The sequence below is a fragment of the Microbacterium canaveralium genome (genome assembly GCF_047238045.1).
Classification (GTDB): Bacteria; Actinomycetota; Actinomycetes; order Actinomycetales; family Microbacteriaceae; genus Microbacterium.
In genome coordinates this window covers 2,452,104-2,475,306 of record NZ_JBDFMA010000003.1, presented here as the reverse complement: position 1 = coordinate 2,475,306, position 23,203 = coordinate 2,452,104, and the positions used below count along the sequence as shown (strand labels likewise).

Sequence of the window (23,203 nt, the reverse complement as noted above, 5' to 3'; positions counted from 1 at the left end):
GCGCGCCGCGGTGGCCCGTGACGTGTGCCGCGAGGTTAGGCGGCGGCGCGGCGAGGTCCGCGGGGGTTGACGGTGGGGATTCCATCGAGGGCGTGCCACGGGCAGCGACGCAATAACAGCACGTCAGCGCCCCCGCAACCCCGTGTGCGGTCGGACGTCTCCGCGCGAAGGGGACGTGTCGGCATCCGAAGCCTCGTGCACGCGGGTGCCGACCCGCACCGTCCGCCTCGCGGTAGCGTCGTCGGGTGATGGATGCCGTGCCCCGCCCTTCCGCCCGGCCCCAGCTCGTGCGAGCCCTGTGGGGCGCCACCCATCCCGGGCCCACGCTGGTGGTCACGGTGCTCTCGCTCGCCCTGGGCGTGGCGGCGGGCGTCGAGCCGCTCCGTCTCGCCGTGTTGGTCGCGGCCGTCTTCGCCGGTCAGGTCTCGGTCGGGCTGTCGAACGACGCGATCGACGGCGCCCGAGACGCCGCGGTCGGTCGTACCGACAAGCCCATCGCCGGGGGAGCGATCACGCCGGAGTTCGCGCTCGCGGTGGCGGTGGCATCCGCCGTCGTCGCCGTCGTCCTCTCGGCGCCGCTGGGCACAGGCCTGCTGGCCGCGCACGCCGTCGCCCTGGCCTCCGCGTGGGCCTACAACGCCGGGCTCAAGTCGACGCCGTTCTCGATCGTGCCGTTCTTGCTCAGCTTCGGCCTGTTTCCCTCGTTCGCGACGCTCTCGCTCCCCTCGCCCGGCCTCGCCGCCCCCTGGGCGTCGCTCGCGGGCGCGGCACTCGGCGCGGCGGTGCATCTGACCAACGTCGTTCGCGACCTCGACGACGATCGTCGGACGGGGGTGCGCGGGCTCCCGCACCGTCTCGGTGCACGCGCGTCGGTGCTGGTCGCGGCCGCCGGGATCGTCATCGGGGGACTCGCCGTGCTCGTCGGTCCGACCGCAACACCCACCCCGCTGGCCGGGGCGTTCTTCGCGGCGGTCGTGACGGCCGCCGCGGCCACCGTCGTGCTTGCGCTGCGGCGTCCGCCCGGGCGCGCCGTGTTCCGGGTGACGATGCTGGCGGCTCTGCTGCTGGCGGCGCAGCTCGTGCTGGCCTGAGCGGGGCGATCGAGCACGCCGCGCACGGATCGCGCGGGCGTCGCAGCGCCGGTCTCGCGGGCGTGATGCCTGTCAGTCCCGCGCGGCGCGGTCGTAGCGCATGGCGTATGCCCGGGCGAACGCCTCGGCGCCTGGGCCGCGCAGGACGGTGCGCAGCGCAAGCGATCGTGCCGCGTGGGCGGTCGGGCCGGCCGCCCGACCGAGCACCGTGTTCAGCGCCGCCAGCCGTGCCGCGTGCCGTGCCGAGGCGAGCCGGTCGCGCTCCCAGCGGGCGAGACCGTCATCGCGCCCCGAGCGGATCCACGATGTGAGCAGCGGGCTGAGCGTCAGGGCGTCGAGCAGGCCGAGGTTCATGCCTTGACCGCCGATGGGGCTCACCTCGTGCGCCGCGTCGCCGACGACGAATACCCGCTGCCGCCGCAGCGCCGGCGCGACCGCCCGCCGCACCCGGAACGTCGAGGCGCCCGCCGTGTCGATGTCGACACCGGTGCGGGCGGCGACCGCGTCGCGGAGGAAGCCCGCCGCATCCGTCACCTCGTCGCGCCCCGTCCAAGCCACCACGCGGCGTCGGCCGCCGGGCAAGGGGAACGACTCGACCACTCCGCCGCGCTCGAGGTGAACGACGGCCGTGGGCCCACCGGCGGCGACCGTGTCGACCATCGCGTAACGATCGCGGTAGTGCCGCGTGTGCACGGCATCGGGGCGGTAGACCAGGCCCCGACCCGACCATCCGGATGCCACAACGACCAGACCCGCGCGAACGTCACCGTCGTCCGTCTCGACGCGCACCCCCGCTCCGTCGTCGACGACGGCCGTGACCTGGACGCCCCGGCGCACGGGAGGGGCGAGAGCCGTCAGAACCGCCGTGGTGTCGGCCTGGGGGAGCGCGGCGACGTAGGGATGCCGTGCGCGCAGCCGATCGAAGCGGATCGCGGCGAGCAGTCGCCCGTCGGCCCGGGCTTCGCCGCGCCGGATCGTCACCGACCGCTCGAGCAGCGCCCCGGTCGCGCCCGACGCCTCGAGCAGGGCCAGCGCGGGGGAATGGATGCCGATTGCTCGCGTGCCGTCGTCGATGCCGATTCGCCGCTCCACGATCTCGACGTCGATGCCGCGCGCGCGGAGATCGGCGCCGAGCGCCAGGCCCACGGGGCCCGCTCCGACCACGAGAACCTCACGCACGGGCTTGTCCCTTCGCGGTGGCCAGGAGACGGAACGGTGCCGGGGTCTCCACGCGCCAGGGGGCGCCCAATGCGGTCGCGAGTTCCGGCGCTCGGTAGCTGCGACGAATCGAGCGCAGCCCGTCGACGCGCAGAAAGGTCCCCGCCGCCAGGGGAGCGATTCCGACCGCGTACAGCGCATAGGCCAGGCGTCCGCGCGCGATGTCGGCGTGCAGCACCGACCCGCGGGACAGCGCCCGGGAGTCCTCGGCGAAGGCCGCAAGACCGGCGGCGTCGAGGTGGTGCAGCACGTGGTTCGACAGCACGAGGTCGAACGTCTCACCGGCCGCCAGGAGCTCGCGTGACCCCTGTGCGGTGAAGACGAGCCCCGCGCCCTCCCGCTCTCGGGCGGCGTCGAGCGCGCGGGAGTCGGGGTCGGCGCCCACCCATTCCACGTCGAGGCCGTCGCGGGCGGCGAGCGCCGCGAGGCGCGCGACCACATCGCCCCCGCCGCAGCCGAGGTCGAGCACCCGCGCGGGCCGGCCGAGCGCGCTCAGCTGGGGGCGCACGCGCGTGCGGTACACGTGGCCCCAGGCTGAGACGAGACGATTCACGACGTCGAAACGTCGATAGGTCGCCGCGAGGGCACGCGGGTCGCAGTCGGGGTCGTCCATCAGCTCGGTGACGACCGTGTCGCGCGCGGCCAGGTCGGGCCAGAACACGTCCCCGGGGCCGGCGTCGCGGGAGCGCCGGTCGGCCGTCACGGCGTCGGCCGGCGCACCGTGAGCCGCGCCGCCTCCACCGTGAGGCCCGGCCCGAAGGCCAGAGCGGCGACCCGATCGCCATCCGCCCGGTCGGGATCGGCGAGGAGGTCGCGCAGAATGAAAAGCAGGGTCGCGCTCGACATGTTTCCGTGCGTACGCAGCACCTCGCGCGAGGTCGCGAGGGCCGTGGCATCCAGATCGAGGGCGGATTCGACGCGGTCGAGGATGCTTCGACCGCCGGGATGCACCGCCCACGCGTCGACCTCGGCAAGATCGCCCACCACGTCGGCGGCGATCGCGGCGATCTCGCGGCCGATGATGCGCGGCACCTCCGGGGTCAGGGTCATCTCGAATCCCGAATCGCCGACGGTCCACGACATGTCCTTCTCGCCCTCGTCGGTGACGAACGTCGCGAAGCCCTCGAGGTCGAGGCTCGGCCGGGTGTCGTCGGGCGCGCTGACCACGGCCGCCGCGGCACCATCGGCGAACACCGACGCGGCCACGATCTGGTCGGGATGCGACGAGGTCTGCCAGTGCAGCGAACACAGCTCCGTCGCCGCGACGAGCACGACGGCTGCCGGGTCGGCGGCGACGATCCGCGCGGCGAGCCTGAGAGCGGGGATTGCCGCCGCGCACCCGATGAAGCCGAGGTGGTAGCGCTCGACCGTGGGCGAGAGACCGAGATCGCGCACGAGGAGGTAGTCCGGGCCCGGCGCGAACATACCCGTGCACGACACCGTGACGACGTGTGTGACCGCGTCGGGCCCCAGTCCCGAGCCGTCCAGCGCCGCGGAGGCGGCCTCGGCGAACAGGGCCGGAGCCGTCCGACGGTATTCGTCGTTGCGGGCGCCCGTGGGCGGCATCGTCAATTCGCCGTCGGCCAGCGCCGCGAGCCCGTCGGAATCGGCGCCGGCAAGTTGCGGGAGCACGGTGTGACGGGTGTCGATGGCCGCCGCGTCGAACGCGGCCCCCACGAGACGACGGCTCAGCCGATCGAATCCGGGCTGCGCGGCGAACAGGTCGCGCAGCGCCGACTGGGCGACACGGGTGCGAGGCAGCGCCGTGCCGATCGAGAGGATGCTCGCGGTCATGCCTCACTGTAGGCACGGTTCGGGGTTCCGGCGTCGGGGATGGTGCGCCTGCCGCGCGCCGTCTATGGTGCCCGGGTCCGTGGCGGTGGCTGTCAACCCCGTCGGAGTCGGTCTCGCCGCATCCGTACGGTGGCCGCTCACCCCCGGAGAGGACCCCTTCATGAGCGACGTCGACCCCACTCGTGTCACGAACCAGGATGCCGTGCGCCGACCGAAGCCGCGCGTGTGGATCGTGGCATCCGCTCTTCTCGCGCTCGTCGCGGTAGTGGTCTTCGCGTTCTCGATCCCGATCGTGGCGGCGTGGGCGTGGATCGGTATCGCGTTCCAGGGCGGCATCTTCGCCGCGATCGTGGTCAACGGGCTCGCCAGCCGGCGCGGCTCCCCGCAGGGCTACATCTTCGCGGTGCTGATGTGCGTGCAGGCCGCGGTCGCGCTGCTGGTCATCATCGTGATCGCGGTGGCGGCCTGGGCGCCCCTCGACTGAACGAGCGATCGAGGGGCGCAGCCACGCTCAGAGGATCGGCTTGCCACCCGTCACGGCCACGCGCGCGCCCGAGACGTAGCTGGCCTCGTCCGAGGCGAGCAGGACGTAGACCGGCGCGAGCTCGGCGGGCTGTCCGGCGCGACCGAGCGGCGTCTGCTCGCCGAAGCTCTCGACGGCGTCCTCGGGCATCGTCGCGGGGATGAGCGGCGTCCACACCGGGCCCGGGGCCACGCTATTCGCGCGGATGCCCCGGTCGGCGAGCAACTGCGCCAGCGACGCCGTCATGTTGGCGATGGCGGCCTTCGTCGCGGCATACGGGAGCAGCGTGGGGTTCGGCATGTCGGAGTTCACCGAGCTCGACCCGATGATCGACGCGCCCTCCTTCAGGTGGGGGAGCGCGGCCTTGACGAGGTGGAAGTACGCGCTGACGTTGGTCGCCCACGTGTAGTCCCACTCCTCGTCCGACACCTCCTCGAGCGTTTCGTGGCTCATCTGGAACGCCGCGTTGCTCACGAGCACGTCCAGGCCGCCGAACTGATCGACGGTGTGCGCGACCAGGTCACGGCAGTGCTGCGGGTCGGAGATGTCGCCGGGCAGGAGGATCGCACGGCGGCCGGCGTCCTCGACGAAGCGGCGTGCCTCTTCGGCATCCTCGTGCTCGTTCAGGTAGGCGATGGCGACGTCCGCCCCCTCGCGCGCGAACGCGAGGGCCACCGCCTTGCCGATGCCGCTGTCGCCGCCGGTGATGAGCGCGACCTTTCCTTCGAGGCGCCCCGAGCCACGGTAGCTGTCCTGGCCGTAGTCCGGTTTCGGGTCCATGGCGCGGTCGGTGCCGGGGACGTCTTGCTGCTGCGGGGGCTGCTGAGCCATGTCTTCCTCCAGGGGATCGGGGAGACCCGACTCCACCCGCTGCGGCGCAATCCCGCACGAGGGTTGACAGCCCGGACGGCCGTCTCGCCGTCAGGCCGCGAGAGCCTCGGGCAGCACGAGCTCTTCGATCGCCCCGCGATAGTCGGCGATCATGCGGCGCCGGTCGAGGCGGGCGCGGGCGGAGATCGCCGCGGATCGCAACTCGACGCGTCGCGTCACCGCCTCCTGCCATGCCGCCGCGATCGCGTCGGGGTCCCGCGGGGTCACGAGTCCGACGCCGGAGACGACGCGTGCGGCATCGCCGACGTCCGTCGTGACGGGGATGGCTCCGGATGCCGCCCCCTCGGCGAGACACAGGGGCGACGCCTCGCCGAACGCGCTGGTGAGGGCGACGACATCGGCCATGCGGTAGAGGGCGGGCATGTCATCGCGAAGGCCCAGCGCGTGCACGGCGACTCCGGGGCCCAGGTCGGTGTCCGCGAGCAACGCGGCGAACCCGGGGTTGCGGTGGGTCATCCCCGACCCGCACAGGACGTAGTGCGCCCCGGGGTGGCGGCGCGAGTGCCGGGCGACCGCGTCCAGGAAGAGCCCGGGGTCCTTCATCGCGTCGAACCGCGCCGCCAGCATCACCACCGGCGCCGCTTCCGGGATACCGAGCGAGGCGCGGATGCCGCGCCGCTCGGCACGCGTGCCGGGGCGGAACCGGCGCGTGTCGATGCCGTTGTCGATGACCCATGCGTGCGCCGTGGCGACCCCCGCGCGGGTGTACGCGAGCGAGGTCGAGGCCGCGCACGAGATGGTCGCCGACACCGCACCGGACGCTCCCGCGTCGACGAGCCAGCCCAGTGCCGGACCGGAGTGCGTCGGGTCGGAGCGATGCAGGCACGCCGCGGTGGGGCGGTCGGGGAGCATTCCCGCGCGGTCGAGGGCGACGATCAGGCTCAGCGGCTGCTCCTTGAGCGACAGGACGATGTCGGCATCCGCGATGAGCGCGGCGGCGTGCGCGAGCTCCGCCGCCGTGAAGGAGTCCGGAGTCATGGGGGTGTCGCCCGCGACACGGTCGAACGTGTCGATGCGCACGCCGGCGCCGTGCAGCATGCGGAACCGGGTGTCGTCGTGGGCGTACTGCAGCGAGGCGTCGCGGCGCGCCGCCGAGGTGAGCGACAGGACGCGGTGCTCCTGGCCTCCGCCGGTGTGCAACCCTGCGACGACATCGGAGTGGAGGATGCGGGCACCTCCGGCGAAGAATCCCTCGTACAGGGACAGCACGCGGACGGGTCGGTTCATCGCGGTCGCTTTCCGGGGAGGGGCGCCGACGAGCGGAGCCGGGTCGATGGCCGCGGTGTGCGGTTTCCCCATGCTGAGGGTTCGACCCGGGGTGGCGGGTTACGCCGTGAAGACCATTGCGTGAACGCGTGCGGCCGGAAAAGGACGACGCGCCGGCCCCCGGGGGAAGGGGTCGACGCGTCGAGTGAGAGGGCCGCGGGACGGAACGAGCCCGGTGCCCCGTCCCGCGGGGTGGGTCAGGCCTGGCGGACGTTCTCTCCGGCTGCCTGGGCCTGGTCGCGTACCGTGGACGCCGCCGAGGCGGACTCCGCCTTGACGTGGTCGACGGCCTCGCTCGCCCGGTCCGTGACCGCTGTGACCGCGTCCGAGGCGGGTTCCTTCAGGTCGCCGGCGATCTCCTGGGCGAGCTCCTTGGCGCCTTCCACGAGCGGCGCGGCTTTGTCCTTGGCGGCTGCGGCCGCGTCGCGCTCGGCACGCGTGGGCGGAATGAGGGATGCCACGACCAGACCCACCCCGAAGGCGACCAGCCCGACGGCGAGAGGATTGCCTTTCGCCTTGGCCGTCGCACCGTGTGCCACGTCGTGAACCGCACCGGCGGCGCCGTGAGCGAGATCCGACGCGCCGTGGGCGGTGTCGTCGGCCGCACCCATGAGGCGATCGCGGAGGTCACTGACGGCGCGGTGGACCTTGTTCTTCTGGCGGTCGATGATTTTCGACGGCGTCACCTTGTCGGCGAGCGCGTCGACGTCCGAGCCGAGTGTCTCGCGGGTGCGCTCGATGTCTGCGCGGATGGCTTCCGGTGAATCGGTCATCGGTTCTCCTCGTTTCTCGTGAATGCGTCGGGGATCTCACGGAGGGTCTCCGCCGTGATCGGCGCGCCCTCCACCTTCTTCAGCTCGGTGCGACCGACCGCGAACAGGATGCCCGCCACGATCGCCCACAGGACGGCCACCACGACGGCGGCCCAGCCCCACCCGATCCACAGGGCCAGGGCGGCCCACAGCGCGAGCGACAGGAACAGGACGACCATGCCCGCGGCGTAGCCGGCTCCGCCGAGGAGACCAGCGCCCTTGGCGGATTTGGATGCGGAGTCCTTGAGCTCGGCTTTGGCGAGCGTCAGTTCCTGGCGGACGAGCGTCGACATGTCACGGGTGACTTCACCGACTAATTCGCCGAGCGATGTCGTGGCCGCGCGCTGTTCAGACGGCGTCGGGTCGGTCATCGGCCTGCTCCTGTCCGGTGCCGTCGAGGAGGTGCGCCGAGCGGCTGTAGACGGGAGTGTCCGTGTCGGCGCGCTCGGTGGTGCGAGCCTGAGCATCGGCCTCGGCGAACCGCGGACCGTCCGCGGTGGCGTCGGAGTCGTGTGCTGCCGAGTTCGACGAGGTCGCGCCGGCGGCGAGGGCTCGCGTGAGCCGGCCGACGACGAGACCGGCCAGTGCGGCCCCGGCGATGAACGCGCCCGGACGGCGACGCGCGAACGCCCTGACGTCGCGCAGCACCTCCTGCGGGTCGCGGTCGGCGAGCCACTGACCCGCGGTTGAGGCGTGCGCAGCCACACGCCGGGCGAGGTCGCCGGCGATTCCCGACCCCTCGTCGGCCTGAGCCATGCGCGACAGGTCGTCTCCGAAGGAGCGGGCTCCCGCGGCAAGACGCTGCTGCTGGGTGGAGGCCTGCTCGGAGAGCTCCCGGCCGGTCTCGGCGAACAGTTGCGAGAACTGGGTCTTGGCCTCACCGGCGACGGCCGTGAGTTCTTCCTTGCCGGTCCGGACGACACCGGTGGCTTCGTGTCCGACGGTGGCCGTCACGTCCGAGGCCTGGTGCGCGGCGGTCTCGGCTTTCGAGGTCGAGTCGGCGCCTCCGTCGTTCGACGCAGTGAACTGCGACATGGTCGTTCCTTCCGTGCTGCTGTTTGGGGGGACGTCCGGTATACGGGCGATTCACGCGTCGGCGTGCGACCCTTGCGTGGCGCGTCGGTGCGTGCAACGCGCGCGCCGGCCTGGAAGTAGCGCGCGTCGGCCCGCCGGCGCGGCGGACACGGCGCGCAAACGCCGCGGGGCATGGCCCGCGCCGCGCGCGTGGCACCAGTACGATCAGGGCTCGTGCAGAACTCCTCCGACTCGTCGACGGCTCCCGCGGCGGGCTCCGCTCTCGGACGCGCGCTTCGGTCCTTCGATGAAGCGCGTCGTGCCGCGACCGCAGAGGCGCGCCGCGCCCTGTCACTGAACGAACTCGACGCAAAGGCCCTCCTGTTCGTCGCCGAGAACCCGGGCGCGCGGCCCTCGCACGTGCGTGACCACCTGGGCATCACCTCCGCGGGAGTCACGACCCTCATCGACCGTCTCGTCCAGCGAGGCGCGGTCCGTCGAGATCTGGATGTCGAAGACCGCCGCGTGAATCACATCACCGCGATCGTCGACCTGAACTCCCCGCCGTGGTCTTCACTGCGTGCCTTCGACGACGCGGTGGAGGCGGCGATCGCCGAGATGCCCCCGACGGACGCGGACGCGGTCGCGGCCGCTCTCGAACGCCTCACCGGAGCCGGGGCGGCGGCGCGCTGACGACCCCGCGGCGCGCTGACGACGCCCGTCGCGGTGGGGAAATCGTCGGTGGACGGGGATGCCTCAGGCGCGGGCGCGAATGAACTCGTCGGCGCGCGCCTGCAGGAACGTGCACAGGGCGGAGAGCATGGCGAGCTCACCCGACAGGGCGAGGACGCGGGCCGAACCGAGCGGAGCGGCGGTCTCGCGAGGCTCGAAGGTCACCGCCCAGCCGGTGGTCCCGGGTTCGGTCTCGGGGGCGACGTAGAACGTCGTGGAGACGCTGCGCAGCTGTGCCGCGATGAGTCCCGTGTCGGAGTCGCCCTCGCTGTCCTGCGGGATGACGCGCAGCGTTCCGGCGTCGTCATAACCGAGCGCCCGGAAATCGTCGATCCACGATTGCAGTGTCGTGATGGTGCGGTAAGGCATAGGGCATCCCGTCGATAGGCGCACAGCGGGGGCGGTGACGAATCGATTATCGGTCCCGGGGGACGGAATGCGCATCCCCCGGGGCCGTGGGACCGGTTCCGTGCCACAAATCACCGGCCCGCGCAACGGTCTATCCGATTTGTGCAATCAGAATCTAGAAACGGCCCGTGGAGCACACTCATGTCGAGACCAGGGATGCCGCCACGGTCGAAGAGATGTGGCAGACGGTGATACCCGGAACCCGCATTTCCCGTGCCGATGGCATCCAATCCGCTTTCGTCTTTCACGGTGCCGCCGAGCCGGGGTTCGGATTCTGCGACTACACCGTGGGGTCGACGATGGTCACGGAGTCCGATCCCGGCGATCAGATGGTCGTCGGTCGCATCGCGGGCCCGCGGATCCGGGCGACCTATCGGCGGGAACGTATCGACACGACCGTTCCGTTCGTCGTCATCGACCGTCCGATCGAGATCGCGTTCTCGGGCCGGATCGCCGGCACCGCCGTGTCCTTCGCCCGTGCGGACGTGGATGAGGCCGCGCGGCGCCTCTCCGGTGACGATTCCCTGCGGGTGCGCCCGATCGGCCATGCGCCGCTTTCCGAGCAACGATCGCGCTACTGGACCCGCACGTGGGAGTACGGGCGAGACGTGCTGCTGCGCTCGCCCGAACGTGCACCGGTGATCGAGCAGCAGGTGCGGTCGCTCCTGCTGGAGGCGTCGCTCATGACGTTCCCGTCCACGTTCACCGAGGCGCTCGCCGTGGGGCGTCCGGCTCGGCCGTTGCCCGCGCCGGTCCGGAGGGCGAAGGTGTACATCGAGGCCCACTCGACCGGTCCGATCGCCCTGGCCGACATCGCGCAGGCGGCGAGGCTCTCCCCGCGCGGGCTCCAGTACGCCTTCCGCACCGCCACCGGGCGCACGCCGATGCAGTACGTCCGACGCGTCCGGCTGGACGCTGCGCGGGCGGAACTGCGCGCCGCCGACCCCTCGGTGGACACGGTCGCCGCGATCGCGGCACGCTGGGGCTTCTCGAACCTCGGACGCTTCGCCGCGATGTACCGCAGCGAGTTCGGCGAGACGCCGTCCACGACCCTCCGGTCGTGAGTCGCCGCCGCTCGCGGCGGTGCAGGAGACTGGGGGAGATGACACTCCACTCCCTCGACCTCGTGGGCTTCGGCATCCGGCTGGCTCCGGCCCACCCCGACGACGCCGCCGAGGCGTGGCCCCTCACCGATCCCGAACTGTGGCGTGGGATGACGACGCCATGGCCCGCCTCCGTCGAGGAGTACGCGCAGCGGATCGAGCATCAGCAGGGCACCCCCGGCATGTTCGCCTTCACGGTCCGGGATGTCACGACCGGAGCGGTCCGCGGATCCACGACGTTCTACGACCACGTGCCGGCGCAGGGGCGCGTCGAGATCGGCACGACCTGGTACGGGCGGGAGTTCCAGGGCGGTCGCACGAATCCGGCGGCGAAGATGCTGCTGCTCACCCACGCGTTCGAGGAATGGGGACTGAATCGCGTCGCGCTGCGGTGCGACGCGCGCAACGAGCGCAGCGCCCGCGCCATCCAGCGTCTGGGAGCCACGCCCGAGGGGCGGCTGCGCCGACATCGGATCGCAGCGGACGGCTCGGTCGGCGACACCCTGTACTTCTCGATCCTCAGCGACGAGTGGCCCGACGTGCGCCGGGGGCTGGAGCGGCGCCTCGACGGGGAGGCCGCCGCCGCCGTGTAAGATCGTCTGTTGGAAGTGTGTCCGAGCGGCCTAAGGAGCATGGCTGGAATCCATGTAGGCGGGGTAACTCGCCTCGCAGGTTCAAATCCTGTCACTTCCGCTCAGCCGAGAATCCCGTCCACGCGAAAGCCTGGGCGGGGTTCTCGCATTTCATCGTGGCGACGGTCGCTTGACTGAGGTGACCCATCGGCGCATAATCGCCACGAGATTCCAGCGCACGTCCTTGGTGGCGAGAGCGAGCGAGTCGGCCAGAACGGTCGGGCTTGCCCACTCGAAAAGGGAATGCATCGCATTTACCTACGCCCGCAAGGAGACGTGCCATGGCAACCCCTTCCTCCGGTTTCGGATCACCCTCATCCCCGCCGCCTGTTCCCGGGCGGGAGTCTTTGCGCCCCGCGGGGGTGGCTCTGGCCGGGCTCTCGATCGTGTTCCTCTTCGAGATGCTCGACAACTCGATCCTGAACGTCGCACTGCCGAGCATCGGCCGGGATCTGCACGCCTCGACGACGGAACTGCAATGGGCCACCGGGGTCTACGCGGTCGTGTTCGGCGGGCTCATGCTCCTCTTCGGCGCCCTCGCCGACCGCGTGGGCCGACGGCGCGTCATGCTCATCGGGCTCGGGCTGCTCGGCCTCGCCAGCCTCGCAACGGCCTTCGTGACGACCGCCGAGGAGCTGATCGCGGTGCGGGCGGTGATGGGTGTCGCGGCCGCGATGACGACCCCCGGTTCGCTCGCCCTCGCCTTCCGCCTGTTCCGCACGGACGACGGGCGCGTGCGTGCGACCACCCTCATCTCGACGGTCGGTCTGGTCGGACTGGCGATCGGTCCCGCCGTCGGCGGTTTCGTGCTGTCGTGGGCTCCGTGGCAGGTGCTGCTTCTGGTCAACGTGCCCATCGCGCTCCTGGCGGGTATCGGCATCCGCGCGGGGATCGCCGCCGATGATCCCGCCGATCTGCACCGAGCCCCGCTGGATGTCGCGGGCGCTCTGACCGGCACCGTCGCGGTGGTGCTTCTGCTCGCCGCGCCGACCGTGTTCGTCCAAGACGGCGTCGGCGCGCCGCTGCCCTGGGTGCTTCTCGCGGCCGCGGTCGGCGCGATCGTGCTCTTCGTGGTCCGCGCCCGCTGTGCGGCCCATCCGGTCCTCGATTTGTCGATCGTGACGTTGCCCCTGGTGTCCAGTGGACTCCTGTACAAGGCGGCCACGGGGCTCGCAACAGCGGGTCTCAGCTTCTACGTCACTCTGCAGCTGCAGGTGGACTGGGGCTGGTCGCCGTTCTGGGCCGCGATCGGAATGCTTCCCCAGGTGGTGGTTCTCCTCGCCGGTGGTCTGTTCGTCAGCGCGGTCGTCCGCTGGTTCGGTCTCGACCGTGTCGCCTGGCTCAGTGCGGGCGCCGTCGTGGTGGGCCTCGCGGTCTTCGCCGGCTTCGGCCACGGGGGATACCCCTGGGTCGCGCTGGCGCTCGTACTCGTGGCATTCGGCATCCGTTTGAACGGCGTCGTGGCGGGCACCAACGTCATGAAGGGGATGCCGGAAGATCGAACCACCATCGGTGCGTCGCTCGTGGACACCGCCACCGAAGTCGCGACCGGCATCGGTGTCGCCGTGGCGGGGACGGTTCTCGCCGCGATCTTCACCGGCAGCGTCGTGGCCGAGGACTGGTCTTCCGCGCAGCATGCCGAGTTCGAGACCGCGACCATGACCGGTGGGCTGATCCTGGCTCTCGTGTCTGCGTCGCTGGTCGTCTGGGGTTATCGGAGATCGCGAGGCCACGGCTCTGCGGTGACGGGCGTAGCCTCGGGCGATCCGTCCTGAGCGTCCCGCGGCGGGTCCGGGAGGCCAGAAACGTCCCGGTGTCGGCTGCGGGGGTCAGCCGACGGTCTCGGGCACCTCGACCGATGCCGGCTCCGCCCGCATGGTGAGCGAGCGGGGGAAGACGAGGGCGAGGAGTCGGCGGCCCGGCGACGTGCCGGCGCGCAGTCGCGCGCGGATCCGCGCCACGGCGTCGGCCAGCGCGGGTCCGCTTCCCCGGTCCCCACCGTCCTCGGCGTAGATCGCGCGTTCGAGCGCCTCGCGCACCACGCCGATGTCATCGACGTCGACGACATCGAGCTCGATGAGCCGGGCGGCGAACGCGCGCGGCGACTCGGCATCGGGCGCGCGGATGCCGAGATCCACCGCCTCGGCGCGGATCTCGGTCCACGCGGCGACGGCGTCGCCCTCGCGGATGAGCGCGGCGCGCGACCGGCGTCGCCAGGCTCGGAGCGTTCCCGGCGTCGCCGCCAGGAGAAGCAGCACCACGCCGCCGAGCGTCAGCAGCACCCCGACGGGGTTCTGCCCGTTCGCCGCTCCCGAGCCCGCGGCGGCGGTGCCCGCACCGTTCTGGTCGTCGAGCTGCGGAGCATCCGTTCGGGTGGCGCCGGGGGTCGCGGCATCCTGCTCGTCCGGGGTGTCCGTCCCGTTGGTCGATCCGCCCGTGGTCCCCGAGGCGAAGCTCGTCGGGACGCCCAGGCTGTTGGTCGGCTCGAACGGTACCCAGCCGATGCCGCGGAAGTAGACCTCGGGCCACGCGTGCAACTGACTCGAGGTGACCGTGTACTCGATGCGTCCCTGCTGCTCCACCGACCCGGACCGCGTTCCCGGCAGGTAGCCGACGACGATCCGGGAGGGCATGTCGAGGGTGCGCGCCATGACGGCGAAGGCCGAGGCGAAGTGGACGCAGTACCCCGCGCGCTCCTGGAGGAATCGAGCGACCGCGTCGAGCCCGGCCCCGTCGAATCCCGCCTCGACGGGTGCGTCCAGCGAGTAGCGGAACTCGCTGCTGCGGAACCATGTCTGCAGCGCGATGAGCGCGTCGTACGGCGACTGCGCACCGGCGGTCACCGAGCGCGCGGTCTCGCCGATGATCGGGGGGATGTCGGCGGGGAGCGCGCGGACGGCGTTTCCGAGCTCGGAACCGCCGACCGGCCGTGACCTGATCTGCTCGAGAGTGGGGCGCGGAACGAGCGTCTGCGCCTGGTAGTCCTGATTGCGGGATGAGCCAGATCGCGACACGATCGTGCGGTTCTCGGGCACGCCGAGCCACTCGCCCTCGAGGCCCGTCACCGTCGACGCGGGGTAGGGAACGGGCAGCCACGGGCTGTCCAGTTCGCCGACGCTGACGGTCGTCGTCCAGTCGGCCACAGCGATGTCGCCGTCGACCTGGACCGGATCGAAGACCGGTGCGTCGCCCGGGACGGGCACGGTGTCTCCCGCGTCGGGCTGCCACACCGCCCCGTCGAACTGCGACAGCGTGACCGCACGCAGGTACGGCGCCGAGGGGCCGGTCGTGGTGACGGTGAGCACGTCGATGTCGCGCGGCTGGCGCAGGTCGTTGCCGAGTTCGAGGTTCGGGTTGATCGTCGTGCCGAAGCCCGCACCGGTGCCGGAGGCGAACCGCAAGCCGGGCTGGGGGAGGATCGGTACCGCCACCACGGTGACCAGCACCGCCACGGCGGCGATCCCGATCGCCGTGGCCGAGGCTCCCCACACCCGTGCGCGAACGCGGCGTGCCGGCGACACCGTGCGGGTGCGCGAGCGCACGTCCATGCGGAGGAGGAAGAGGATGGCGGCGCTGAGAGCGAGCACGGCGGGGACGTCGACGGCCGCGGGGATGGCGATCGTAGGGATCAGGGAGACCGCGACGAGGCCGACGCCGGCCAGGAGCGGCATCCGCGCCGTGAGGACGACGTGGTCCAGCACGACCGCGAGCCCCGTCACCGCGGCGACGAGCACGAAGGCGAGCCCCGTGGACGGAACGACCGGCGCGACACCCAGGCGGATCTCTTCCGAGGCTCCGGCGAAGAGCGTCGAGACGGTCGAGAGCGTGGCGGGAGTGGGGATGATGCCGAGCAGCGCGGTCGCGCGGCCGAAGACGGCGGTCAAGAACACGACCCCGACGACGAGCTGAACGCCCGTGGCCAGCAAAGCGGGAAGACGGAACACGCGCACCGCGAGGCCGGAGGCGAGCACCGCGGCCGCCCCGGTCAATGCCCCCGCCGTCCACAGGCCCGGGGCGATGACCGAGAACACCGGGAGCAGGGCTGCGGTGATGCCCGCGAGGATCCCCGCCGACAGCAGGGCGAGATCCCGCCGACTGCGCACCGGTCGTGGCGCGTACACGTCAGCCGCCGACACGGGCGTCCTCCGGTTTCGTTGCGTCGTCCCACGCCCGCGCGATGTCGCCGCCCGGTGCGAGAGCGGTGGCGTGCCACCCCGTCACCGACCGGAGGTCGCGCGCGCCGTCGTCATCGGCGACGGTGAGCAGAACCGCGAGAGCCGAGCGCGGAGCTGCGGCGCGCAGGGCCAGCAGATCGTCGTGTTCCAGTCGCCCGGTCACGACCACGACCGGGCCGAGCATCGCGGCCGCTGACGCCGGCACCACGCGGCGTGCGGGGGTGTCGGTGCGCGCTCGGAGCGTGGCGAAAGATGCCGCGAGCGCACGCGCCTCGGCATCCTCTCCGCCGTCGACGGGGTCGCCGAGCACGCCCCCGTCGCTGTCGATGACGTCGACCGTGTAGCCCTCGTGAACGAGCCGGGCGACGACGGAGACGCAGGCCGAGACCGCGGTCTCGAACGCGCGGTCCCGACCGGGAGACTCGGCGGCCGCGGGCGACCACCGCGAGAGCGAACGGTCGAACACCACGGTCGCTGCGGGGCTGGATTCCTGCTCCTCCTGCCGCACCATGAGGGTGTCGCGGTGGGCGGTGGCGCGCCAGTGGATGCGCCGCATCGAGTCGCCCGGTGCATAGGGGCGCGCGATGAGGTTGTCCGCGCCCTGGCCGAGTTGCAGCGCGCTGCTCTGCCGGGTCCCCCCGGCTTCACCGGGCGACGACGGCAGCGGCGCGAGGTCGACGATCGTCGGGGCGACCGTGACCTCGGTGGCCTGACCCACCCGGAACCGGCGGCGGATCAGGCCGAACGGGTCGGTGGTCGACACCCGCAGGGGCCCGACGGTGGCGGTGCCGCGCACCGAGCCGCGGACCTCGTAGCGAAGGCGCACGGGGGCCCCGGAACGCCGGAGGGTCGACGCGGCAGCCGGGAACGCGCCCTCCGCGACGCCCTCGAGTCCGGCCGGGAGCGTGTCCGACCACCGACCGGGGAGCGTCGGCAGCGGCGTGCTCAGACGGGCCGAAAGGTGCACCTCGGCCAGGCCGCCGACCTCGGGGGCCTCGGGTGAGACGGTCCGCACGATCTCGCCGCTCGCCCGGCCGACCACCGCGCTCACCGCGGCGACGAGCACGAGCGCCAGCATCAAGACGCCGAAGTACAGCAGCTCCGGGATCGCGGCCTGCTGAGCCACCACGAGCGCGATGATCGCCAGCACGACCGCGCCCGTGCCGCGCAGGGTCAGCGGCCAGCGCTCCCTCACGGCGTGCTCACGCTCGCTGGGCCAGCGGCACTCGGACGCTCGCGGCGATGCGCTCGAGCGCATCGGCCACGACGACGGCGCCCGCGCGTCCACCCGCAGCCGACCGGTTCGCGATGACACGGTGGGCGAAGACGGGGGAGAGCAGGGCCGTGAGGTCGTCCGGGATGACGTAGGCGCGGCCATCGAGTGCCGCCCGCACCTTCGCGGCGCGCACGAGCTGCAGGGTGGCGCGGGGGCTCGCGCCGAGCCGGATGTCGGGGTGGCTGCGGGTGGCCTGCGCGAGCGCGACGGCGTACTCCTCGAGCGCGGGTGCCACGTGCACCCCGCGCGCCCATGCGATCAGCGCCGTGACCTGCCGGGCGGAGACGACCGGGGTGAGGGCGTCGAGCGGGTTGACCGTGTCGCGCTGCCGGAGCATGAGCGTCTCGGCCGCGGCATCCGGGTATCCCATCGAGATCCGGAGCAGGAATCGGTCGCGCTGCGCCTCGGGAAGGGCGTACGTGCCCTCCATCTCGAGCGGGTTCTGCGTCGCGACGACGAGGAAGGGGGAGGGCAGGACGTGGGTGCGACCGTCGACGGTGACCTGGCGCTCCTCCATCGCCTCGAGCAGCGACGACTGCGTCTTGGGGGAGGAACGGTTGATCTCGTCCGCGATGACGATGTGCGCGAAGACGGCGCCGGGCGTGAACTCGAACTGCCGCTGAACGGGATTGAACACCGAGACCCCGGTGATGTCGCCGGGAAGCAGGTCGGGCGTGAACTGGATGCGACGGACGTCGGCGTCGATGGTCGCGGCCAGGGCGCGCGCCAGCATCGTCTTCCCGACGCCGGGAACGTCCTCGATGAGCAGGTGGCCCTCCGCGAGCAGTGCGATGAGGGCACTGCGCACGGCGTCCGGCTTGCCGTCGATCACGCGGGAGATCGAGGCGATGATGCGCTCGGTGAGGTCCGCGAAGGAGTCGGCGTCCAGGGCCTCTTCGGCCTCGGTGCGCACCGGCTTGAGGTCGGGCCGGCGCAGGCGCGGAGCCGCCGCGGGCGTCATCGTCTCGTCCATGGCATCCCTCGTGTCGCACTGCGGCGGAGGAGCGTCCGTGGCCGCCGTGACCTGATCGTAACCTGCGCGAACCGACCGGGGGCCGGAATACGGCAGGTGCCCAGGATCGGCGGACGCCGCGGGCGCTCTAGGATCGGGCACGTTGCCCAACGGAGGAGAACGTCATGCCCGTCACCGCTCCGGTCCTCGCCGTCGACATCGGGGGAACCAAAGTGGATGCCGCCGTCGTCACCGCCGAGGGCGAGGTGTTGCGCGCGAGCGTCGCGCGCCGTCCCACCGGACGGGATGCCACCCGCGCGGGGATCGCGGCGAACATCCGCGCCGCAGCCGAGGAGGCGCTCGCCGCGGTGCCGGACGTGCACGTCGCGGCGGTCGGGGTGGGCAGTGCGGGGCCGGTCGATCTGCCCGCGCGCTCGGTGTCGCCGCTGAACCTCCCGCAGGCGGCCGGTCTGGAGATCGACGCGGTGCTGGGCGACCTCGTCGACGGTCCGCTCACGCTCGCCCTCGACGGCACCTGCATCGCTCTCGCCGAGAACTGGCGCGGTGCGTTGGTCGGGTACGACAACGCGATGGCGATCGTGGTGTCCACCGGCGTCGGGGGAGGGCTGATCCTGGGCGGGCGCCCCGTCGCCGGAAGCTCCGGCAATGCCGGTCACCTCGGTCAGATCTTCGTCCGCACGATCGAGGGCGATGTCGGGGCCGCGACCCTCGAAGCCGTCGCCGCCGGTCCCGGGTCGGTGGCGTGGGCGCGCAGCCAGGGATGGACGGGCGAGACCGGCCTCGACCTGGCGGCGTCGTACCGGACGGGCGACGAGATCGCGGTCGCCGCGGTGCGGCGCTCGGCCACCGCGGTCGGTCAGGCGATCGCCGCCGCGGCGACGCTGTGCGATCTGGAGGCCGTCGCCGTCGCCGGAGGCTTTGCGAGAGTCGCCGACGACTACGTGGATCTCGTGGCCGCCGCGGCGCACGACGCCGCCGTCCACGCGTACGCCCGCCGGTGTCGTGTCGTGCCGTCGGGCCTCGACGGCGACGGTCCGCTGCTGGGCGCCGCGGCTCTCGCGCTGCGCGCCTGACGACGGCGGGGGTCAGAGCCCCGCGATCGACATCAGGACGATGGATGCCGCCATCGCGCCGATCTGCGCACGGTCCAGACGTGCGGGCATGCGGCGCAGCATCAGCACCGACGCGAGGCCGTAACCGATCACCGCCGCCAGAAGCAGAGGTCCGAGGGCGACGCCGTGCGTATGGGCGGACGTCTGCGGATGCGTCCCCATCGCCACCTGCAGCGCCGCCATCATGACCAGGCCGAGCGCCGTGTGCAGCGTCATCGTCGTGGGCACGCGGGGCGTGCGCCGCTGCCGCGGACGCCGCCATGCCGCCAGCGCCAGGGCGGCGAGGAGCAGAACGGTTGCCCAATAGACCGGCGCGACGAGTCCGAGAAGTCCCGCGTCGAGCATGGCCAGGAGCATCAGGACGGATGCCACGACCTCGGGCGGCCGCACCCGCGCGCGATCGGCGGCCAGGCAGCACGTTCCGATCGCGGCCGGGGCGACCGCCCATAGGTGAAGGGTCTCGCTCATCGGTCAGTGGTGGTGGCCGCCGTCGTGACCGTGGTGACCGTGCGCATCGTGAGCGTGACCCGTGCCGGTCGGTGTGCAGTGGGCGTTCTCCGGAGCCGGGACGTTGAGCACGGGGTTCCGCTCGAAGAAGTTGTACGGCTTGAGCGTGAACTTGGCGTAGTCCATGGGCATCACCGGCCAGTCCTCGTTGCGCGGGAAGTGCGTGAGGCCGAACGTGTGCCAGAGCACGACGTCCTCGCCCACGAGCGGTTCGTCGCCGGAGATGAAGTCCGGGATGCCGGCCCCGCCCGGGTGCTGGTTGACGAAGTCGCCCGCGGCGTAGCGTTCGGCCGGGTCGTACTTGGTGACGAAGAGGTTCTTCGTCGCGAAGGCCGCGCGCGCGGCGATCGACGACGCCTCGTCGGCCAGCAGCACCGGCGTCTCGGTCGGGAACAGCACGTACGAGGTCGCCTGCCCGCGCTCGGTGGTCTTCTCGGTGGAGGCGATCTGCCACACGCGGTTCACGGCGCCATCCGCCACGCGGCCCGAGACCTTCTCCGACGCGATCGGCGTCACTTTCTTGGTGAAGGCGTTGCCCGCGGGGTTGGTGGCCGAGATCGGCAGGCGTACCGCGTCGATCTCGTTGACGACGTTCGCGACGCCGTCGACGGTCATGTCCAGCCGCGCCGAGAACAGATGCTGGTGGTACGGCGCGCCCAGCCCCGGCGCCACCTCCGAGGCGAAGGGGTAGCCCTCGCCCGGATACGCGGAGGTGAACAGGATGCCGGTGAGCTTGGCCTCGCACTCGATCGTGCCGTCGAGGTAGAGGTACCAGTAGAAGCCGTAGTCGTAGTTGCCGACCGTGGTGAAGAACGAGATCACGAGGCGGCGGGCCCGACGCACCTCGCTGGAGCCGGTGAAGATGTCCGTGTGCTTCCACAGGGAGCCGAAGTCCTCCTCGTGCATGCACACCGCGTTGCGAATGGTCCGCGGCATCCCGTTCTCGTCCGACAGCACGGCATCCACGTAGGTGATGTCGCCCACGCAGTCGCATCCCAGTTCGAGCTCGTTCGTGTACCGACCGAACAGGTACTCGCCGGTGTCGAAGTAGTTCTGCCAGAAGCGGTTGGGCGCGGGATCGGCGTAGGGCACGACCATCTCGCTGATGGACCCGCGGTACATCACGGGGCGTCCGGCGAACGACAGCTGACGGAGGATCAGGCCCTCGCGGGTGTCGAAGCCGATGCGCAGATCCCACTCGCCCCACGTGACGTGCTCGTCGTCGACGGTGAAGCTCGACCCCTCCGGCTGGGTGATGACGATGGGCTTGAGGCCCTCCAGCGGAGGACCCTGCAGCTCGGGGTCGTCGAAGTTGCCGTGTGTCTCGGGCACCGCGAACCCGGGGGTGTCGACGATCTCGATGACCGCGCGGGCGGCGACGTCGATGTACGCGGTGAGGCCGTCGACGGGGTGCGCCCACGGGTGGTCGGCGGGGTGGTCCTGACGGAACGCGAACGTGCGCAGCACGCGGCGGCCGACCTCGTTCTCGTAGCCGTAGTGGCCCGCCGAGAGCGGCACGAGCACGACGTCGTCGGTGGTGAGGCCGCGCGTGGCGAGCGCGGCGACCCACTCCGCGCTCTCGTTCGCGATCACGCCGACCTCCTCGAACTCGGCATCCAGGATGGGCAGTTGGCCGTCGGACCCGTCGAGCTCGGTCTGCCGTAGCACCGCCCCGGTGGCGAGCGACACGACGAGGTCGAGGGAGTGCGCCGTGCGGAGGTTCAGCAGCTGCACGCGAGCGCGACGTTCGGGGGCGGCGGTCTCCCCGCGTTCCCACGCCAGCACCTCGCCCTTGGAGGCCTCCTCCAGACCGACGTAGGCGAAGCGGGTCGCTTCGTCGATGCCGTCGAGCCCGGCGACGATGGTGCGCACGGCGGTGATCTCCGCGGGGGTGAGCGAGCCGAGCGGGTGGGCGGGGGCCTCCGGCGCGGTGTAGGCGGAAACAGCGGGGTCGGTGAGGGTCATGGTGTCTTCCTGGGTGGAGCGGGCGGGGGAGAGGAGGGTCAGCCGGCGATGGCGTCGGTGAGCTTGGCGTAGGCGGCGGCGCGGCGCCGGCGGATCCAGCCCGCCTGGAGCCACCCGAAGACCGGGACGATCACCACGAGAGCCAGGAGCGACCACGTCAGGGCGCCGAAGACGGGCGCGCCGTCGGCGTCGACGTCGCCGACCATGACCGGGAAGTAGGCCACGATCACGCCGGCGGACAGCGCGAGACCGACGAACCCGAGGGCGGGCGCGACGACGGTGTTCCACATCCGCTGGTCGGCGCGGTTGCGGGCGAAGTAGACGATCACGGCGATCGAGGTGGCGGCCATGAGTCCCGCGATCGCGACCGTCGCGACACCGGAGAACCACGTGAACACCTGCAGCAGCGGGTCCAGGCCGAGCAGCGCGAACACCGCCAGGAGCAAGCCCGCGGTCGCGGTCTGCGCGAGCGAGGACAGGTGCGGTGAGAGGTGGCGGGCGTGCACGCCGGACAGGCGGTCGGGCAGCACGCCTGCGCCGGACATCGCGTGCTGGTAGCGGGTGAGGACGTTGTGGAACGACAGCACGCACGCGAACATCGACGTCAGCAGCAGCACGTTCACGATCACTTCACCGACGCTGCCGAGGTAGATCGCGACCGTGCGGAGCATCAGCGTGCCGGGGTCCTCCGCGGCGGCCGCGAGGATGCCGTCGGGTCCCCACGCCATGACGAGGCCCCACGCCGACAGGGTGTAGAAGATCCCGATGCCGATGACGGCGGTGTAGGTCGCGCGGGGGATCGTGCGGTCGGGGTCGCGCGCCTCGTCGCGGAAGATCGCCGTGGCCTCGAAGCCGATGAACGCGGCGATCGCGAACATGAGGCCGACGCCGGGGGAACCGCTGACGACGTTCGACGGCTCGAACGGCGCGAGGCTGAGGCCCTGCGGTCCGCCCTGGAGAACGACCGCGGCCACGAGGACCAGCACCACCGCGACCTCGGCGACGAGCAGGATGCCGAGCACCTTGCTCGAGAGGTCGATGTGGCGGTACCCGAGGACGCCGACGAGCGCGACGGTGCCGAGCGCGTACAGCCACCACGGCAGCGACGGTCCACCGAGCGACACCGCGGTGATGCTCAGCAGGTAGCCGATGTAGCCGTACACCGCGACCTGGATCGTCGTGTAGGTGAACATCGCCGTCCAGGCCGCCGCGAGCCCGGCCGGCCGGCCGAGGCCGTAGCCGATGTAGGTGAAGAAGGCACCCGGGCGGGGCACGTGCCGGGCCATCGCCGCCAGGCCCACGGCGAACAGGAGCAGGATGACCGCGCTGACGATGTACAGCGCCGGGTAGCCCACGCCGTTGCCGATCAGGATGCCGAGGGGCGCCGCGCCGCCGACGACGGTGAGCGGCGAGGCGGCGGCGACCACCATGAAGACGATCGCGGTGACGCCCAGCGAGCCGCTGAGCGTGCGCGGGGTCGCTGCCGCGGCCCCCTTCGATTCCAGCTGGGTCATGTCGAACCTTTCGCATCGGGTGTGGATCCGAGGTTCCTCCCGCGCCGTTGCCGCTCGATGTAGCCGGTGTGAAAGTGCCCGCATGCCGAGTGGGACACCGCCCGCGCCCGCGTCTCAGTAGGGGACACGAGCGCGAAACATCGGTGTCGCGGGGGTGCAACGGCCGCGGCGTACGGTCTCACCGAGTCCACGGGGAG

22 protein-coding genes and 1 tRNA gene are annotated in these 23,203 nt (G+C 71.9%); 8 read left to right on the top strand and 15 right to left on the bottom strand.

Features of this window, described 5'->3' with window-relative positions; all coding sequences use genetic code 11:
* Window positions 1–248: 248 nt before the first annotated feature.
* Window positions 249–1,091 carry a UbiA family prenyltransferase gene (locus tag ABC271_RS12790; RefSeq protein ID WP_412926164.1) on the top strand — a complete coding sequence of 281 codons (843 nt, stop codon included), beginning with the start codon at window positions 249–251 and terminating at the stop codon, window positions 1,089–1,091.
* A gap of 72 nt (window positions 1,092–1,163) precedes the next feature.
* Here the strand turns inward: ABC271_RS12790 and ABC271_RS12785 are convergent, their stop codons facing one another.
* The 3 genes from ABC271_RS12785 to ABC271_RS12775 all read right to left on the bottom strand — a co-directional run bounded on the left by ABC271_RS12785 (window position 1,164) and on the right by ABC271_RS12775 (window position 4,103).
* A complete protein-coding gene (locus ABC271_RS12785) occupies window positions 1,164–2,270 on the bottom strand; it encodes an FAD-dependent oxidoreductase (RefSeq protein ID WP_412925221.1) in 1,107 nt (368 codons plus the stop codon).
* A complete protein-coding gene (locus ABC271_RS12780; RefSeq protein WP_412926163.1) occupies window positions 2,263–2,922 on the bottom strand; it encodes a methyltransferase domain-containing protein in 660 nt (219 codons plus the stop codon). Before ABC271_RS12780 ends, ABC271_RS12785 begins: the two co-directional genes overlap by 8 nt.
* Window positions 2,923–3,008: 86 nt before the next feature.
* On the bottom strand, window positions 3,009–4,103 hold the full coding sequence (locus ABC271_RS12775) for a type III polyketide synthase (RefSeq protein ID WP_412925220.1): 1,095 nt from the start codon (window positions 4,101–4,103) through the stop codon (window positions 3,009–3,011).
* 160 nt (window positions 4,104–4,263) lie between these two features.
* Here ABC271_RS12775 and ABC271_RS12770 point away from each other — a divergent pair, with 160 nt between their 5' ends.
* Window positions 4,264–4,587: a hypothetical protein gene (locus ABC271_RS12770; protein ID WP_412925219.1), complete on the top strand. Its 324-nt coding sequence runs from the start codon at window positions 4,264–4,266 to the stop codon at window positions 4,585–4,587.
* 27 nt (window positions 4,588–4,614) lie between these two features.
* Here the strand turns inward: ABC271_RS12770 and ABC271_RS12765 are convergent, their stop codons facing one another.
* The 5 genes from ABC271_RS12765 to ABC271_RS12745 form a co-directional block, all read right to left on the bottom strand.
* Complete coding sequence (locus ABC271_RS12765; RefSeq protein ID WP_412925218.1) at window positions 4,615–5,457, bottom strand: SDR family oxidoreductase; 843 nt, start codon at window positions 5,455–5,457, stop codon at window positions 4,615–4,617.
* Window positions 5,458–5,547: 90 nt separating this feature from the next.
* Window positions 5,548–6,744, bottom strand: a complete 1,197-nt coding sequence (locus tag ABC271_RS12760) for a glycosyltransferase (protein ID WP_412925217.1) — start codon at window positions 6,742–6,744, stop codon at window positions 5,548–5,550.
* Between the two features lie 236 nt (window positions 6,745–6,980).
* Window positions 6,981–7,556 carry a DUF3618 domain-containing protein gene (locus ABC271_RS12755; RefSeq protein ID WP_412925216.1) on the bottom strand — a complete coding sequence of 192 codons (576 nt, stop codon included), beginning with the start codon at window positions 7,554–7,556 and terminating at the stop codon, window positions 6,981–6,983.
* Complete coding sequence (locus ABC271_RS12750) at window positions 7,553–7,966, bottom strand: phage holin family protein (protein ID WP_412925215.1); 414 nt, start codon at window positions 7,964–7,966, stop codon at window positions 7,553–7,555. The genes ABC271_RS12755 and ABC271_RS12750 overlap by 4 nt, the downstream gene beginning before the upstream one ends.
* Window positions 7,944–8,630, bottom strand: coding sequence for a hypothetical protein (locus ABC271_RS12745; RefSeq protein WP_412925214.1), 687 nt, complete (start codon window positions 8,628–8,630; stop codon window positions 7,944–7,946). Before ABC271_RS12745 ends, ABC271_RS12750 begins: the two co-directional genes overlap by 23 nt.
* Window positions 8,631–8,843: 213 nt before the next feature.
* Between ABC271_RS12745 and ABC271_RS12740 the strand changes: the two genes are divergently transcribed.
* Complete coding sequence (locus ABC271_RS12740; protein WP_412925213.1) at window positions 8,844–9,302, top strand: MarR family winged helix-turn-helix transcriptional regulator; 459 nt, start codon at window positions 8,844–8,846, stop codon at window positions 9,300–9,302.
* Between the two features lie 63 nt (window positions 9,303–9,365).
* Here ABC271_RS12740 and ABC271_RS12735 read toward each other — a convergent pair whose 3' ends face one another.
* Window positions 9,366–9,710: a hypothetical protein gene (locus tag ABC271_RS12735; RefSeq protein ID WP_412925212.1), complete on the bottom strand. Its 345-nt coding sequence runs from the start codon at window positions 9,708–9,710 to the stop codon at window positions 9,366–9,368.
* Between the two features lie 167 nt (window positions 9,711–9,877).
* Between ABC271_RS12735 and ABC271_RS12730 the strand changes: the two genes are divergently transcribed.
* From ABC271_RS12730 to ABC271_RS12715, 4 genes are all read left to right on the top strand, one after another.
* Entirely contained in the window at window positions 9,878–10,813 is a 936-nt protein-coding gene (locus ABC271_RS12730) for a helix-turn-helix transcriptional regulator (RefSeq protein ID WP_412925211.1), read from the top strand.
* 38 nt (window positions 10,814–10,851) lie between these two features.
* Entirely contained in the window at window positions 10,852–11,445 is a 594-nt protein-coding gene (locus ABC271_RS12725) for a GNAT family N-acetyltransferase (RefSeq protein ID WP_412925210.1), read from the top strand.
* Window positions 11,446–11,456: 11 nt separating this feature from the next.
* Window positions 11,457–11,545: transfer RNA gene (locus ABC271_RS12720), tRNA-Ser, on the top strand.
* Window positions 11,546–11,765: 220 nt separating this feature from the next.
* Window positions 11,766–13,259: an MFS transporter gene (locus ABC271_RS12715; RefSeq protein WP_412925209.1), complete on the top strand. Its 1,494-nt coding sequence runs from the start codon at window positions 11,766–11,768 to the stop codon at window positions 13,257–13,259.
* A gap of 54 nt (window positions 13,260–13,313) precedes the next feature.
* On the opposite strand, the gene ABC271_RS12710 is transcribed toward ABC271_RS12715, so the two are convergent.
* From ABC271_RS12710 to ABC271_RS12700, 3 genes are read right to left on the bottom strand one after another with little or no spacing between them, the layout of a single operon-like run.
* Window positions 13,314–15,620 (bottom strand): transglutaminase TgpA family protein, encoded by a 2,307-nt coding sequence (locus ABC271_RS12710; RefSeq protein ID WP_412925208.1) that lies wholly within the window; start codon window positions 15,618–15,620, stop codon window positions 13,314–13,316.
* Window positions 15,607–16,854: a DUF58 domain-containing protein gene (locus ABC271_RS12705; RefSeq protein ID WP_412925207.1), complete on the bottom strand. Its 1,248-nt coding sequence runs from the start codon at window positions 16,852–16,854 to the stop codon at window positions 15,607–15,609. Before ABC271_RS12705 ends, ABC271_RS12710 begins: the two co-directional genes overlap by 14 nt.
* Before the next feature lie 7 nt (window positions 16,855–16,861).
* Window positions 16,862–17,908, bottom strand: a complete 1,047-nt coding sequence (locus tag ABC271_RS12700) for an AAA family ATPase (RefSeq protein ID WP_412925206.1) — start codon at window positions 17,906–17,908, stop codon at window positions 16,862–16,864.
* A 164-nt stretch (window positions 17,909–18,072) separates the two neighbouring features.
* On the opposite strand from ABC271_RS12700, the gene ABC271_RS12695 reads away from it, so the two are divergent.
* Window positions 18,073–18,981, top strand: a complete 909-nt coding sequence (locus ABC271_RS12695) for an ROK family protein (RefSeq protein ID WP_412925205.1) — start codon at window positions 18,073–18,075, stop codon at window positions 18,979–18,981.
* Window positions 18,982–18,993: 12 nt separating this feature from the next.
* Here the strand turns inward: ABC271_RS12695 and ABC271_RS12690 are convergent, their stop codons facing one another.
* Genes ABC271_RS12690 through ABC271_RS12680 form a run of 3 tightly spaced genes read right to left on the bottom strand, consistent with a single transcriptional unit; the run spans window position 18,994 to window position 23,006 of the window.
* Complete coding sequence (locus ABC271_RS12690; protein WP_412925204.1) at window positions 18,994–19,488, bottom strand: hypothetical protein; 495 nt, start codon at window positions 19,486–19,488, stop codon at window positions 18,994–18,996.
* 3 nt (window positions 19,489–19,491) lie between these two features.
* Window positions 19,492–21,492 carry a primary-amine oxidase gene (locus ABC271_RS12685; protein WP_412925203.1) on the bottom strand — a complete coding sequence of 667 codons (2,001 nt, stop codon included), beginning with the start codon at window positions 21,490–21,492 and terminating at the stop codon, window positions 19,492–19,494.
* 38 nt (window positions 21,493–21,530) lie between these two features.
* On the bottom strand, window positions 21,531–23,006 hold the full coding sequence (locus tag ABC271_RS12680) for an APC family permease (RefSeq protein ID WP_412925202.1): 1,476 nt from the start codon (window positions 23,004–23,006) through the stop codon (window positions 21,531–21,533).
* Between the last annotated feature and the right edge of the window lie 197 nt (window positions 23,007–23,203).